The organism is Brevibacillus sp. Leaf182, assembly GCF_001423865.2.
GTDB classification, from domain to species: domain Bacteria; phylum Bacillota; class Bacilli; order Brevibacillales; family Brevibacillaceae; genus Brevibacillus; species Brevibacillus brevis_C.
Map to the genome: position 1 here is coordinate 295117 of NZ_LMPN02000020.1, position 14356 is coordinate 309472.

General features: G+C 47.0%; 12 protein-coding genes. 5 read left to right on the forward strand and 7 right to left on the reverse strand.

What is annotated here, in order from left to right; all coding sequences use genetic code 11:
* Nucleotides 1–169 precede the first annotated feature (169 nt).
* Nucleotides 170–1156: an ABC transporter substrate-binding protein gene (locus tag ASG16_RS11945; RefSeq protein WP_056490760.1), complete on the reverse strand. Its 987-nt coding sequence runs from the start codon at nucleotides 1154–1156 to the stop codon at nucleotides 170–172.
* A 198-nt stretch (nucleotides 1157–1354) separates the two neighbouring features.
* Between ASG16_RS11945 and ASG16_RS11950 the strand changes: the two genes are divergently transcribed.
* Nucleotides 1355–1930, forward strand: coding sequence for a GNAT family N-acetyltransferase (locus tag ASG16_RS11950; RefSeq protein WP_056490762.1), 576 nt, complete (start codon nucleotides 1355–1357; stop codon nucleotides 1928–1930).
* A gap of 61 nt (nucleotides 1931–1991) precedes the next feature.
* Here ASG16_RS11950 and ASG16_RS11955 read toward each other — a convergent pair whose 3' ends face one another.
* Genes ASG16_RS11955 through ASG16_RS11965 form a run of 3 tightly spaced genes read right to left on the reverse strand, consistent with a single transcriptional unit; the run spans nucleotide 1992 to nucleotide 6796 of the window.
* Nucleotides 1992–3221 (reverse strand): efflux RND transporter periplasmic adaptor subunit, encoded by a 1230-nt coding sequence (locus ASG16_RS11955; RefSeq protein ID WP_056490765.1) that lies wholly within the window; start codon nucleotides 3219–3221, stop codon nucleotides 1992–1994.
* 20 nt (nucleotides 3222–3241) lie between these two features.
* Nucleotides 3242–6373, reverse strand: a complete 3132-nt coding sequence (locus ASG16_RS11960; RefSeq protein WP_056490769.1) for an efflux RND transporter permease subunit — start codon at nucleotides 6371–6373, stop codon at nucleotides 3242–3244.
* A 39-nt stretch (nucleotides 6374–6412) separates the two neighbouring features.
* Complete coding sequence (locus ASG16_RS11965; RefSeq protein WP_056490772.1) at nucleotides 6413–6796, reverse strand: MarR family winged helix-turn-helix transcriptional regulator; 384 nt, start codon at nucleotides 6794–6796, stop codon at nucleotides 6413–6415.
* A gap of 228 nt (nucleotides 6797–7024) precedes the next feature.
* Here ASG16_RS11965 and ASG16_RS11970 point away from each other — a divergent pair, with 228 nt between their 5' ends.
* Together ASG16_RS11970 and ASG16_RS11975 are read left to right on the forward strand one after the other, a co-directional pair.
* Nucleotides 7025–8188 carry a sensor histidine kinase gene (locus tag ASG16_RS11970; protein WP_056490775.1) on the forward strand — a complete coding sequence of 388 codons (1164 nt, stop codon included), beginning with the start codon at nucleotides 7025–7027 and terminating at the stop codon, nucleotides 8186–8188.
* A gap of 35 nt (nucleotides 8189–8223) precedes the next feature.
* Entirely contained in the window at nucleotides 8224–8937 is a 714-nt protein-coding gene (locus tag ASG16_RS11975; protein ID WP_056490778.1) for a response regulator transcription factor, read from the forward strand.
* A gap of 7 nt (nucleotides 8938–8944) precedes the next feature.
* Here ASG16_RS11975 and ASG16_RS11980 read toward each other — a convergent pair whose 3' ends face one another.
* From ASG16_RS11980 to ASG16_RS11990, 3 genes are all read right to left on the reverse strand, one after another.
* Entirely contained in the window at nucleotides 8945–9403 is a 459-nt protein-coding gene (locus tag ASG16_RS11980; protein ID WP_056490780.1) for a GNAT family N-acetyltransferase, read from the reverse strand.
* 1 nt (nucleotide 9404) lies between these two features.
* Complete coding sequence (locus ASG16_RS11985) at nucleotides 9405–10094, reverse strand: MBL fold metallo-hydrolase (RefSeq protein ID WP_370444397.1); 690 nt, start codon at nucleotides 10092–10094, stop codon at nucleotides 9405–9407.
* A 136-nt stretch (nucleotides 10095–10230) separates the two neighbouring features.
* On the reverse strand, nucleotides 10231–11952 hold the full coding sequence (locus tag ASG16_RS11990; RefSeq protein ID WP_056490786.1) for an amidohydrolase: 1722 nt from the start codon (nucleotides 11950–11952) through the stop codon (nucleotides 10231–10233).
* 274 nt (nucleotides 11953–12226) lie between these two features.
* Between ASG16_RS11990 and ASG16_RS11995 the strand changes: the two genes are divergently transcribed.
* Together ASG16_RS11995 and ASG16_RS12000 are read left to right on the forward strand one after the other, a co-directional pair.
* Nucleotides 12227–12676 carry a MarR family winged helix-turn-helix transcriptional regulator gene (locus tag ASG16_RS11995; RefSeq protein WP_241970743.1) on the forward strand — a complete coding sequence of 150 codons (450 nt, stop codon included), beginning with the start codon at nucleotides 12227–12229 and terminating at the stop codon, nucleotides 12674–12676.
* A complete protein-coding gene (locus tag ASG16_RS12000) occupies nucleotides 12664–14280 on the forward strand; it encodes an MDR family MFS transporter (RefSeq protein WP_056490792.1) in 1617 nt (538 codons plus the stop codon). The genes ASG16_RS11995 and ASG16_RS12000 overlap by 13 nt, the downstream gene beginning before the upstream one ends.
* Nucleotides 14281–14356 lie beyond the last annotated feature (76 nt).

Here is a 14356-nt window from a genome sequence, read left to right on the forward strand (position 1 = left end):
TCCTCCATTCTTTCTATTGGCTAGCGTTCGTTGTTTCCGTCGCTATTAACTGTAACCAAATTCCAGAATAGGAGCTATTGATGTTCCTTACAGTTACCTTTCCATTTTGTAAGGTTTATTACGTGAGACGAAGAAAAGCCACCCGACGAGGGATGGCTTCCGTTGTAAGCTATTTTTTACTTTTGTTCTCTTCTTGTCTTTTGATCAGCATATCTACGATTATATCAATTTGTGCTGTGATCGCGATTGGGTCATAGCGATAGAATGTATCGTAGTCGTTGTAGAAAATTTGATTGTTTTTGGCAGCAGAGGTCGCATTCCAGACAGCGGACGCCTGCAAGGTTTTCAAGGCTTCGCTATTTTTGTCCGGATTGTAGAAAGTCACGAACATGTAATCTGCCGCATATTCTGGCAAAGTTTCCATGGACAGTTGTACGGTTTGCTCTTTGGATTTGTCTGCGTGCGGCATTTTCAGCTTCAATGCATTGTACACCGTTTGACCACCGCGCCCTGCGTTGTCACCGAAGATCCACAAATCTCCTTTGTTGGTCAGCTCGTAGAGACCGACAGTCGCATTCTCATCCACGATGCCTTTCAGCTTTTCGCGACCCTCGGCAGCCTTCTTGTCAAAGTCTGCAATGAACCTGTCAGCCTTTTCTTTATCGCCAACCACTTCTCCAAACAATTTGACCGTATCGTAAATATTTGTCGCCGTACCGAATGGGAGATAAACGGTTGGAGCGATTTTGGACAGGGCTTCATAATTGTCATCATACATGACGACGATGAGGTCAGGAGCGAGCTCTAATGTTTTCTCCACATTGATCCGCGGGCTACCCACGTCCTGCGCATTTTTTAACTGTTCCACAGTAAACGGGCTTTTGAAAGCTTCCGTCTCTGCACCGACTACATTTCCGCCTACTGCAATCAACTCGCCTGCGTAATAGTCAGTCACAATACGTTGTGGCTTGTCAGGAATTTGAATTGTTCCTTTTGGTGTTTCGATGCTGCGCATTTTGGACTTGTCAGTTGGCTTGGAAGCAGAATCTGTCGCGGGTGCTGGCGTTGCCGTATTGGCTCCACCGCATGCCGTCAAAAAAAGCGAGAACACAAAAATGACAGCAAGGACAGCTTTTCCTGTTTGGTTCGTAAGCATGATGAGCCTCCCTTATGTACGTTTGTAAGATAGATGTAAGTAATACCTTAGTCGATACTGATTATCATTATCATTGAAACTATAACAAAGAGAATTTTTACTGTCAATCAACCCGAGTGGTTTTGGTGCTGTTTACTTACCATGCATGTATGCTTTGTGTTACTATTTGGAATAAATTTCTTGTCAGGAGTGATCAAATTGTCCATCGAACCACTCTTACTTTCTTTTCCCGAGAGTTTTGAAACGAGTCGTCTACACATCCGAGCTCCCTTGGCCGGAGATGGTCAAATGGTTCACCTGGCACTGACGGAAAGTATAGAAGATTTGTGTCCGTGGATGCCCTGGGCACAAAGTCTTCCCACAGAAGAAAAGTCTGAGGTCAACGTTCGTCAAGCAAGACTGAAATTTTTGGAGCGTTCTGATCTCCGCCTCCATTTGTTTGATAAGCACTCTGGTCAGCTAATTGGCTGTAGCGGTCTACACCAGATTGATTGGGATGCAAGAAAATTTGAGATCGGCTATTGGGTTCGCACATCATGTAGGGGACAAGGTTACATTACCGAGGCAGTAGCTGGTATTACGAGCTTTGCGATCCGTGAGCTGCAAGCAAACCGTATCGTCATCCGATGTGATTCTCGAAATATAGCAAGCTCCCGCGTCGCTGAACGGTCGGGATTTATCTTAGAAGGAATCCTTCGAAAAGACGAGCGCAGCATCGATGGTACGTTACGTGACACGATGGTTTACGCAAAGGTTCGGGGCATTGATTTTTAATTTTTCCATTTGATAACCAAAAGAGGCGGATCTTCTCCGCCTCTTTTGGTTACATTTCTGCTTACTCCTGAATACTCACCTTGCCGCCATCTGCAAGCAGCGTCTGGCCTTTTACTACGACTTTATCTCCATTCGCTAGGCCGGATACTATTTCAATCAACTCGCTTGTCGAGTTACCCGTCGACACTTCCACTTGCTTGGCTGTTTCCCCTTCCAGCTTGAACACGTATTGTCTGCCTTCACGATCAAATACCGCCTTGCGAGGAATGACCAGTGACTTCCCTCCTGCTGAATCTTGCGGGAAGGTAACATTCACGACCATATCGGACTTCAATTCATGGGAAGCATTCGGGATCGTGATTTCTACTGGATAGGCTTTGAGCTGAGAATCCATGACCGGACTAATCGCCGTTACTTTTGCATCAATCGTTTTTCCTGTAGATTGCACGTTTACTTTGACGACTGTTCCTACCTTTACTTTCGTCACATCTGCTTCGGACAAATTCGCTTTGACCACAAGTGGATTCGTTTTGACGACGGTCACAATCGGTTGCTGGCCTGCCATCTGCCCTACTGCTCCGGTCACACTTGCGACAAATCCGTCGATTGGGGAGACCACCGTTGCATTCGCCAATTGCTCACGAGCATTTTGCAGTCTGACCTCAGACTCCGTTACGCTCGCTGCCGATACTTGCACACCAGTTTTTTGTTTCGCGCTTTGCAGCTTCTGCTTTGCATTGTCATAGGAAATCTGGGCTTTTGTGAGCGTTGTATTTGCCTCATCCATTTTCTCAGCAGCAATCGCTCCCTGCGAAAATAGCTGCTGATTACGCTGTTGATTCAGTTTTGCGTCTGCAAGCGCTCGTTCTGCTTCCGTCAAATCATTTTGTGCTTCCACCAAGCCTTGGTTAGAAGTGCTGCCTGCTTGGGTTAAATTCGCTTTTGCCACTCGGAGAGCTGCTTCTTGTTCTCTTACGGTGTTAGACAGCTCATTCTTATCGAGTGTAAACAATAATTGTCCTTTTGTTACGGGCTGACCCAGCTTTACGGGTAGAGACGTTATTTTCCCACCGGTCTTTGGTGACAATTGAACTTCCTCACTTGGTGCCAATTTCGCAGTCAGTCCAGACTCAGATGTGACCACACCTGGTGCTACCGTTGCAACCTGTACAGGGGTAACCGTTTCTGCTGGTTGGGCAGCAGTCGTCGCTGCATCCTCCTGGCTTGCGCAGCCTGTGATCAAGGTGAAGGTGAGTAACGCCACAATCGCGATTCTTTTATTTATGATCATGAATGGTTCCTCCTCTTTTCTCATGCGTTTGTCGATTCCAACGTGGTAAGGCTTTTCTTTTCCTGCTTTTGCTTGCGTTTGTTGCGCCTCTTCTGCCCCATCTCGTCAAACCATACGGTAACCACAGGTACGAGTATCAGTGTGATCATGGTGGAGAAGATCAGACCATACATGACGGTAGTAGCCATTGGCGCTTGCAGTTCTAAACCAGACCCGGCAGCAACGGAGAGCGGAGCAATAGCCATAATCGTCGTGAGGGTTGTCATCAAAATCGGGCGTAGACGAGCAGGCCCCGCATGTAAAATCGCTTCATGTAACTCCCAACCTTTTGCACGCAACTGATTGATCAAATCGATTAACACAATTGCATTGTTCACGACCAGACCAATCAGCAAAATGTACCCGATCAAAACAGATACGGTAATAGGTGTGCCTGTAAACAAAAGCCCTAATATGACCCCAGTAAGGCTCGGAGGAACCGAGAACATGATGATAAATGGACTGAAGAGTGATTCAAACTGAGCAGCCATAACCATGTACACAAGCACGACGGACAAGACAATCGCAAGACCCAGATTCACAAAAGAATTTCCCATATCCTCGCTCTGCCCGCCCATTTCGATGGTGTATCCATCCGGAACATTCAGCTTTTTGATGATATTCGTAATTTCCGACGCGGCCGCTTGCAGGTTATCCCCGATCAAATCGCTTGTGACCGTCACTTCACGCGTCATGTTTTTGCGCTCAATCGATGGCGGTACATCGACTTTGCTGATGGTCGCTACAGACGTGAGGCTGATTTGAGCGCCCGTCGGCGTGGAAATACGCAGGTTCTTCAAGTAATTGATATCTTCCTTATAGTCTTCTGGCAGCTTGAGATTGATATCAATTTCATCTTCGCCCGTACGATACTGGGTAACCGTTTGACCTTGGAAAGAAGTTCGCACAGCAGAAAGGATTTCATTTGTTGTCAATCCGTACAAGCTCGCCTTCTCTGTATTGACCTTCACATCGAACTCCTGACTCATTTCCTGAACACTGGTAGAGACGTTCATCGTTCCCGGTACCTTGGCTATTTCCCCTTTCACAATCTCGCTCAGTTCCGTTAAGACGTCCAGATCATCTCCGCGAATTTCAATTGAGATAGCTGCTCCGCCCCCCATACCACCGGAAAGGGATTTCACCTTGATATCGGCTCCAGCAATATGCTTGACTTGCTCTTGCAGGCCTACAGCAATTTCCTCTGTCGATCGCTGTCTCGTAGAAATCTCTCCTACGTGCAGTTCGATCGTTGCGTTATGAGAAGTAGATGCACCGCTCTCTGAAATACCGTCGCCACCTCCGACCGAGGACTTGACCAATTTCTTTTCTGGCACTTGATTGACCACTTCTTCTACTTGCTTCATTACTTTTTCTGTTTCCGTCAAGATAGTACCCTTTGGCAGCTTGATCTCTACCTGAATTAATCCTTGGTCCATATCTGGGAAAAACCCGGCTCCGAGAGATGGAACTAGCATCAATGAGCCAATCAGCATGGCAAAAGCAGATCCAATCACCGTTTTCCGATGACCCAATGCCCATTTGAGCACCCTTTGATAGCCTTTTTCCACTTTGTGGAATCCGATATTAAACCAGATTAGTGGATTGATGCCGCGATAGTTTTCGTGATTCGTATGCTCCGGTATTGTTTTTAACATGCGCGCACTCATCATCGGAACCAACAAGAAGGTGAAAACGAGTGCTGCGATGTGCGAGTATACGACTGTCAATGCCAACGGGGCAAACAGCTCAGCAACAAGACCTTCTGTCAGCGCAATCGGCAAAAATACGCAGATTTGCGCCAATGCGGAAGCCATTACTGCCGTTCCTACTTCTTTGGAACCGATCAATGCCGCTTCCATCATACTCTTGCCCTGCTCCCGTTGACGGAAAATGTTTTCCAGCATAACCACAGCAAAGTCTACTAATGATCCTAATCCGAGCGTGAGACCTGCTAGGGAAATCAGGTTGATAGTTTGACCTGTCATGTACATCAAGAGGAAGGTCGATATGATCGATACAGGCAGGACAATGACAGCAATGAGCATAGATGACAGACTGCCCAAGAAGAAGAACAGCATGAGTACGCCAATGGCACCACCTGCCAGAGCATGTACTACCGTGTTGTCAACGGAGCTCTGAATGTATGTGGAGGTATCGAAAACGATACGTGTTTCTACATTGGGTGGAAGCGTGCTATTAATTTTCTCCAGCTCAGCCTTTACGTCTTTCGCGATTTTAATCGTATTGCCGCCGGTGCCTTTCATCACGGCAATTCCCAAGCTCGGCTTTCCATCAATGTAGCTCAGATTGGTCACTTCTTTGATCGTATCTGTTACGTTGGCGATATCACTCATTCGGATGAAGCTTCCTCCGACAGAGATCGGAGTGAGAGCTACGGTATCCACACTCGTGAACTCACCTTGCACACGAATACTGGTCTTTCCGTCACCTTCCCGTATCGCACCGGCTGATCCGGATATATTGTTGTTTTCTAGTGCTGACTTGATTTGATCCAATGTCAATCCATAAGCTGCTAGTTTGGCTGGGTCCACGATGATGTCCACGATACGCTCTTGCCCACCAGTGACACTTACAGAAGCAACACCGTTAATTCGTTCCAAGCGGGATTTAATCAAATCATCCGCGATTTTTTTCAGTTTGTTGACATCTTGATCGCCAGTTACAGCCAGGTCAATAATCGGCTGGCTTGACGGATCATATTTCAACACCCTTGGTGAACCAGCCGATTCAGGCAAGCTCCCTCGGACCAAATCTACTTTATCTCGCATATTCAGCGTCGCTTGATCCATGTTTGTTCCCCACTTGAAATGGAGGATGACCGAGGAGGAGCCGTTAACAGAAGTGGATGTGATCTTGTCTAAATTCGGAACCGTGCCTAATACATTTTCCATCGGTTTGGTAACCAGCTTTTCTACCTCAGCCGGAGCCGCCCCCTCAACAGATGTCACAACTACCGCAACCGGCGAACTCAATGACGGCATCAGTTCAATGGCCAAGCGCGGAAAGGTAACCAAACCAAAAATGAAGATGGCCACGGATATCATAATCATGGTGACCGGACGTTTAATGGAAAGTTCAGATATATTCAAAATTTTCTCACCCCTTCATGGATAGAAAGTTCCAACGTATCAACTCAGTATTTCCTTTTCTAAAATAAGCTCGCGTAAAGAATGGAGAGTTGCTGGCGTGCAACTGATCCCCTCTTGCAGGTTCCTATTCGCAAGTACGCGCTCCGTCAATGCTGCCCACACAATTCGCCGATCCGATTTATCACGAAATCTGCGCACCAAGTTCATCTGCTCCAGCCGACTAATTAATCCCGAGGTTGTACTATAGGAAAGATTAATAGCTTTGCTGATCTCACCCATTGTTTTTGGGCTGATCGCGATTTGTTCTAGAATGAGAACTTGTTGCCAGGTGATATCACTTGAATCCAATGCTTGCATGGAAAGCGCGGAAAACACGCTACTCGTTTCCTGTAGAATCTTCGCTAACTGAAACAGTTCGTTCATAAAAGCCTCCCTACCCATTTTTTGGGGACCCTCTCTCGTTCGGGGTGTTCCCCTCCACAAATCACATTTTACTTATGCGATTGGCCCCCGAAGTCTATCGGGTAGTCAAATTATGGAATCCGATTTTATCTATCCAGAGATAGAAGACCGTACACCCGGAGATAGACGACAGCGCATGCTAAAATGAAACTATAATGGGTACGTATTCCAAGAAAGGAGGTTGTTTTCTTGAACGATTCAACTGCATCTTTACGCTCTCGTTTCCTGCTCATTTGTTTTTTTGTATTGATCTCATTTTTTCTCATTCCAACTGCTTACATGCATGAATCCACCATTCCCTTTATCATCTCTCTGATCATCATCTTCTGCTTCCTGCTGATGTTTCTCAGACCAAAAAGGAACTGGAAGCCTTATCAAAAAGACATCGCCATTATCGTGATTGGTACCGTGTCATTTATCAAGGTTCTATATGTAGGGGAAGAGATCGGTTTATCCTTGCCATTGGTAGCTTTTATTGGTTTTCACATTTTGGAACGTCGAGCATTGTACTATGCGATTTTTTTTGGCACATGCTCCTTTTCTTATATGTTTTTTTATAAAGACTATATGTTTGAGGAGGTAATAGGCTATGTCGTGGCCTATATCGGATGGTATATTGGCGCACGAGGATTATCTCTTCAAAATCAAGCAAAGGAATCGAGTCAGCAGCATCTTAAACAATTGCAAAAGGCGCATGTTGAACTCCAGGAAGCTCATTCTGAACTTCAAGAGGCATCTGTGAATACACTCCGTGCCGCTGTCCTCGAGGAGAGGACCAGAATCGCCCGCGATGTTCACGACGCTTTGGGACACAGTCTCACATCCCTGATCGTTCAATTGAATGCTTTGAAATACATGCTGCAAGGTGGACCAAGTGACGCACAGGAGGTTGTCCGTGACATGCTTACGGTATCCAAGCAAAGCCTCGATGATATACGCTCGTCTGTTCATACATTAGCCGCAGACAAATCCTCTCTGGGAATCACACCGCTGCGTATACTCTTATCACGAGCCCAACAGCATACCGACATCAAAATGCAATTGATCAGTCCCAATCCAGATATTCCCCTCTCACAGCAGATGACTATTACGCTTTACCGGATTCTCCAAGAAGCGATTACCAATTCCATCCGGCATTCTGATGCAACAGAGATTTTTATCACGATTGAAAAAAAGCAAAACTTTGTTTTCCTCTCCATTTGGGACAATGGGAATATTACGAGTCATCATCAAATCAAACCGGGTTTTGGTTTAACAGGTATCGCAGAACAAACGAAGCAATTAAACGGAGACCTTTCCTATTCCATTCGAGCGCCCCACGGCTTTCAAATTGATATCAGTTTTCCGCTTTGATGAGCAAATAACGATGTAAACGGAGGAATGCCTGCATGGTAAATCAAAACAAAAAAGAGACCATTCGCGTGGTCCTGGTCGATGACCAAACGATGATCCGTCAAGGATTGGGGTATGTCATAAAAATGCAGAAGGATATGGAAGTAAGCGGGGAGGCTTCCAATGGAGAAGAAGCGGTAAAGCTCGTAGGCGAAGTCATTCCTGATGTAGTCTTAATGGATGTACAGATGCCGAACATGTCCGGAATCGATGCAACCCGAGAAATCACTCGACTCCATCCTTTGATAAAAGTATTAATCCTCACAACCTTTGACACGTACGATTACATCGTAGACGGTATTCGCGCAGGTGCTATCGGCTATATGCTAAAGGATTCCGATTCACAGGACATGCTGGACCTCATTCGCAGGGCCCATCAGGGAGAGGCGCTGTTCTACACGGCTACTGCTGCCAAGGCTCTAGCAGAGGCTCTACAGTTTCAACAAAAGAATCACCAATCTGCCTCTCATTCTGACTCTGATACTGACTCTGTGCTTCCCCCTCTTGTCATGTTAGATCAGTTGACCGATCGAGAGCAGGACGTACTTGAGCAGCTATCCTACGGTAAACGGAACGAGCAAATTGCACAGCACTTGCTCATCTCCGAGGGAACCGTCAAGACGCATATCCATCGGATTTTGCAGAAAATGGGCGTAGAAGATCGTACACAGGCCGTTGCCAAGGCGATCCGGTATAAAATCGTGAAATAAGGAAGGACTATCCGATCTCCACTTCCAACAACGGCAATACTCTTCCTGGGAACACGGTAGACACGATTTCTCCTACTCGCTTTGCTCCCCTCGACAAGTAAAACGGTTCTGCGTACGGGTCACTGTGGATGGTGATGACTGGGATTTCCAGCTTTTGTGCCACCTTCACCATATGCTGCCACAGAGCCTTTCCGTAACCTTTTCCGACTGCTTCCGGTTCCATGAACAAAAAGCCTAATAGCCACTGCTCTTGCTCTGCATCCTTTTCCAGACTCATGAAGCCCTTGATACTGCCCTCATCCTCTAACACATATACTTCGTGTTCCTCGATATGGGCAGGTGATAGCGTAAGGTCGTCGCGACAGGCCTCCATGAATTCATCACTGTATCCCCAATACGCTTTGGAGCGATAGGCTAGCTCGCTCAGTTCGCTTGCTTCTTGTCCTTTTGCTCTGCGGATATTCATATTAATCGTTCCCTTCCTTTGCTGCGATCTCCGTAAGGCGCTGTTTGATATCCCCTGTACAAACACCACCATGATAGGCAATCACTGTCTCAATGTCGAACGCAAGCAGCTTGCGGATCGATTGTAGGGCAGTCGTTTGATCAGGCGTGAATTCGGGATTGAAAGGCATCAGTACCCCCTCTAATGCTGTGAGGGCGTCTCCTGAAATCAACGTCTTGCTCGGAATATGATACAAAGAGATGTGATCTGGCGAATGACCGGGCGTATAAATCACCTGAATACCTCCACAGTACGGGAGAACGACGCCATCCTGTACGGCATGATCCACTTTTACCGGAGGAGTAAGTAGCCCGCTTTTGATCAAAGGTGTTTCTCCAGCCAGATACGGAATCGCTACTTCGTGAGCAACCACCTGTATGCGTCCTTCCGCTGCTGCTACCATTTCAGGCAAGCTGCCGATATGATCCCGGTCTTGATGGGTAATGATGATTTTTGTCAATTTTTCAAAAGGAATCCCTTCTTGCGCCAGTACGTTCTGAATCAACTCCAATTGTCCAGGGATGCCTGTATCTACAAGAATGGCTTCATTCTCATCCCATAGAACCGCGGTGTGAACCACGAATGGATTGCCTCCTGCGTTCATCTCCAGTTTGATCGTTTTGATTCCTTCTGTTTGGGTCAAATCGGACACCTCCAGCATTTGCTCGAATCTGAATCGTATGAATTATTCCTCAAAGATAGACAAGAATCCTTTCCCGACCTAATTTGTCAGCAGATGCGCTTGCACAAAAAAATGGTCATCGCAATGGACGACCATTTTTCCCCACTTACTTTGCTTCCTTTTGACGATAGACTTCCTTCCCTTCAACCAAGGTCAGCACGACTTTCGCATCCTTGATTTGCGTGGCTGGAATTTTAAACAAATTTTTATCGAGCACGATAAGATCTGCCTTCTTGCCGACTTCGATCGAGCCTGTGATATCATCCACGTGGTTGGCGTAAGCACCATCAATCGTGAAGCTGGCGATCATTTCCGCAAGCGTCGCACGCTCGTCTGGGTTGGCAATTTTGCTCGGATCAGTTACACCATCCTCGATTCGCGTAATGCCTTGTTGAATGCCGTGCAATGGATTGAATTCTGGCGTTACGATGTAGTCAGACGAAGAAGCTACATGCACCCCTTTATTCAAAAAGCTCTTCATCGGGTATTCTTTTTCTGCACGTTCTTTCCCCAAATACGGTACTTCGATCTCTTCGTAGTAGCCCTCTTCCTGCATAAACCAGAACGGCTGCACGATTCCGACTGCACCCAGCTTTTTAAAGCGCTCGATGTCTGTTTCATTGACCAGTTGCAAGTGAACGAGCGAGTGGCGAGCATCGTGCTTGCCATTTTGTTTTTCAGCGAGCTCCATACCGTCCAGTGCAATACGGGTAGAAGCATCCCCAATGGAATGGACGTGCAATTGGAAGCCTGCCTTGTCCACTGCGGTAGCTGTTTGATTGTAAACCTCTTGCTTCCAGATTAATTCTCCGTTTGTTTCCTTATGGATATACGGCTTTTCCAAGTAAGCTGTAGCGCCTTCTACGACACCATCCAAGAAGATTTTGACGGCGTTGACTTGGAATAGCGGGTTTTGATTGCGCTCACGGATTTTTACGAATTCTGCGACCTGCTCAGGTCCTTTTTCCGGATTCGCTGTCAATGCATTGCGGAAGCGGATGGTCAGCTTGTCCTCTTTCGCGAGCTCCTCGTATGCTTCCAATACGTTTGGATAGCGTAGCATATCCGGGTCGCGCACGGTCGTTACGCCGCGTTCAACCGCTTTTTCTTGGTATGCTTCAATTCCGGACTTGTATTGTTGTACGGTGTATCCGCCGATTTTTGACAGTACCAGATCCATTGCGCTTTCACGCAACGTTCCAGATGGCTCTCCTGTTTTCGGATCGCGCTCGATAATGCCGCCTTCAGGGTTTGGCGTGTCCTTCTTGATTCCGGCCAGCTTCAATGCTGCCGAGTTCACCCACAATGAATGTCCATCATCCGAGGTCAACGCGATTGGAGTCGTTGGAACGATTTTATCCAATACTTCCTTGCGCGGACCGATACCAGGCACAACCGGGTTGCTCCAGCCGCGTCCTTGCAATGTTGGTTCGTTTGGATGTTCTTTTACGAATTTCTCAATGGTTGCAACGTATTCCTCGACAGAGCCTCCGTCAAACAAATCAATGGAGTAAATGAGTCCCGTCGTTTTGCTCGCATGCGTATGGCTATCGATAAAACCTGGCAACACCATTTGGCCTTTCAGATCGATAACTTTCGTATCCTTGCCGATATGTGCTTTTGCATATTCATCTGCGCCGACAAAGACGATTTCATCACCGCGAATGGCCACTGCCTCTGCCCAGTTGTTCTTCATGTCCACTGTGTAGACCGCGCCGTTGGTTAGCACGACATCTGCTGGCTGTTTCGCCCCTTCCGCAGCAAAAGCCGACATCGGGCTCATCAGCGCTGTGGCGAGCAATGCGCTGGTTAACTTTTTCCCAAACACGTTAAAATCCCACCTATCTATTTATCTAAGATGAAAAGAATGCCAAAACTGATTGTAGCATCGCAACTCTGAAAATTCCATGAAATCCGGTCGAAAATTAGTATTTTTTCCCGATTTATAACGAAATTCATCACATAATGACCACCTGAATTGGTCAAATTGGTAAAAGGTTAATTTGACTACGATAGATGAGGCGTTGTATACTCATAAATGTTTTAGTGGGTAAACATTTAACTCCATATATAATTAAGCAATGAAAACAGGAGAGGGTACCATGCAAAGCCAAGTCAATTTTGAAGAACTGTATATACAGCTCCAACGAAAAGTTTCAACTGAGTCACACAAGCGTCTGGACCCACTCGTATCAGGATCACAAGCCATGCTTTTGCGAATTCTAGATATGAACGGTCCGCAGAAGGCATCTTCTATTGCAGAACGTATGAACATTACCCCCGGAGCTGTTACGAGTCTTGCTGATAAATTGATTGCTTGCGGCTACGCCACGAGAAATCGTGACAGTACGGATCGCCGCGTCGTGCAACTGGACATAACCGATGAAGGAAGAGAAATCCTGCGGCAATACAAAATCATCGTGAGAAATACCATTGAACAGTTTTTTGCAGGCGTATCTGATGAAGACAAGCAACACTTAGTCCGCATCTATCACCAGGTTTTGAAGAATATCGAGCAACAAAGAGAGGAGCATCAAGATTGCAACAATTGACAGAGAAAAAGAAAGTAACAATTATGATCGCGATTATTACGGCTATGTTTTTCGCCGCGATCAACCAGACCATTATCGGTGTTGCCATGCCGCGTATTATCTCAAAGCTGGGTGGCATGGATTACTATTCGTGGGCGATTACGATTTATTTACTGACCTCAACCGTTGCTTCTGTGCTGGTTGGGAAGCTCTCCGATATATATGGAAGAAAACCGTTTATTTTAACGGGTATCGCGTTGTTTAGTATCGGAGCCTTGTTGTCCGGGTTTTCTACCGATATTTTTCAACTAATTACGTATCGTGGCATTCAAGGGGCGGGTGCCGGGATCATCATGTCCACTGCTTTTACCGCCATGGGTGATCTGTACGAACCTCGCGAGCGCGCAAAATGGGGCGGAATCATGAGTGCTGTCTTCGGCGTATCCAGTGTGCTCGGTCCTCTGATGGGCGGCTATATCGTTGACCATCTCGACTGGCACTGGGTGTTCTGGATCTTCTTGCCGATTGGCGTGATTGCCTTTCTGTTGATCATGATTCACTTCCCAAAAGTACCGAAGCAAGAAGGAGAGTCTGTCGACTACTTCGGCTCGCTGTTCCTGACGCTCACCATCGTACCGATGCTGCTCGCCTTCTCGTGGGCAGGTAATGGCCCGGGCAAATACACTTGGGGCTCGTGGCAAATTATTGGTTTGTTTGCCGTCACCATCGTTGCGTTAATCGTGTTTATTATGATTGAGATGAAAGTAAAGACTCCCGTGCTTCCGCTTGGTCTGTTTAAAAACAGTATTTTTACTGTCTCCAATCTGGTTGGATTCTTCCTCAACGCGGGGATGATGGGCGCTATCATTTATGTGCCGTTCTTTGTCCAAGGGGTCAAAGGCATCTCCCCGACGATGGCCGGTTATGTGGCGATGCCGATGTCGATTGCCATGCTCGCGACCTCCGCACTCGCCGGACAAATCATGACCAAGACGGGAAAATATAAAAAGATGGCGCTGGGTGGACTTCTCGTCATGACCTTGGGCATGGTGCTGATGTATTTCATGTCGCCAGTCACACCGATTTACTTGCTCGTGATCTACATGATCATTCTCGGTTTGGGGATCGGGATTGCGATGCCGGTCTTCTCCTTGACCGTGCAAAATGCAGTTGCACCACAGCAATTGGGTGTCGCTACAGCAACGTCGCAGCTTTTCCGCAACCTCGGTGGGACCATTGGAATTGCTGTCATGGGAACCGTCATGAGTGGCAGCATGTCTGCAAAAATGACGCAACTGTCGGGAGCCATGGGTCAAGCGAACAATCCCGCAGCAGCCGACCCTGCTCTGGCAGAGAAGCTGGCGCTCTTTACGAATCCGCAAAATTTGTTGGATCAGCCGAAAATTGAAGCCACGCTGGCTAGTTTGCCACCGGATTTGCAGCCGCTGTTTACTCACATGCTGGATATGATCCGGGAAGCGATGAGCTATGGGATTACGACTACGTTTTTGACTGGGGCGATTGTAGCGGGAATCGCTGTCATCATCGCGCTGTTCCTGAAGGAAATTCCACTGCGTAGTGGGAAGATGGGACAGAAGCCGGAGGGCGAAGCAAGAAAGGCTTAATAGGAAAAAGGAAGAGGGCGCTTGTCCTCTTCCTCAGGCTGTCGAGAAAGTCGACAGCCATTTTTATTTTACTTAA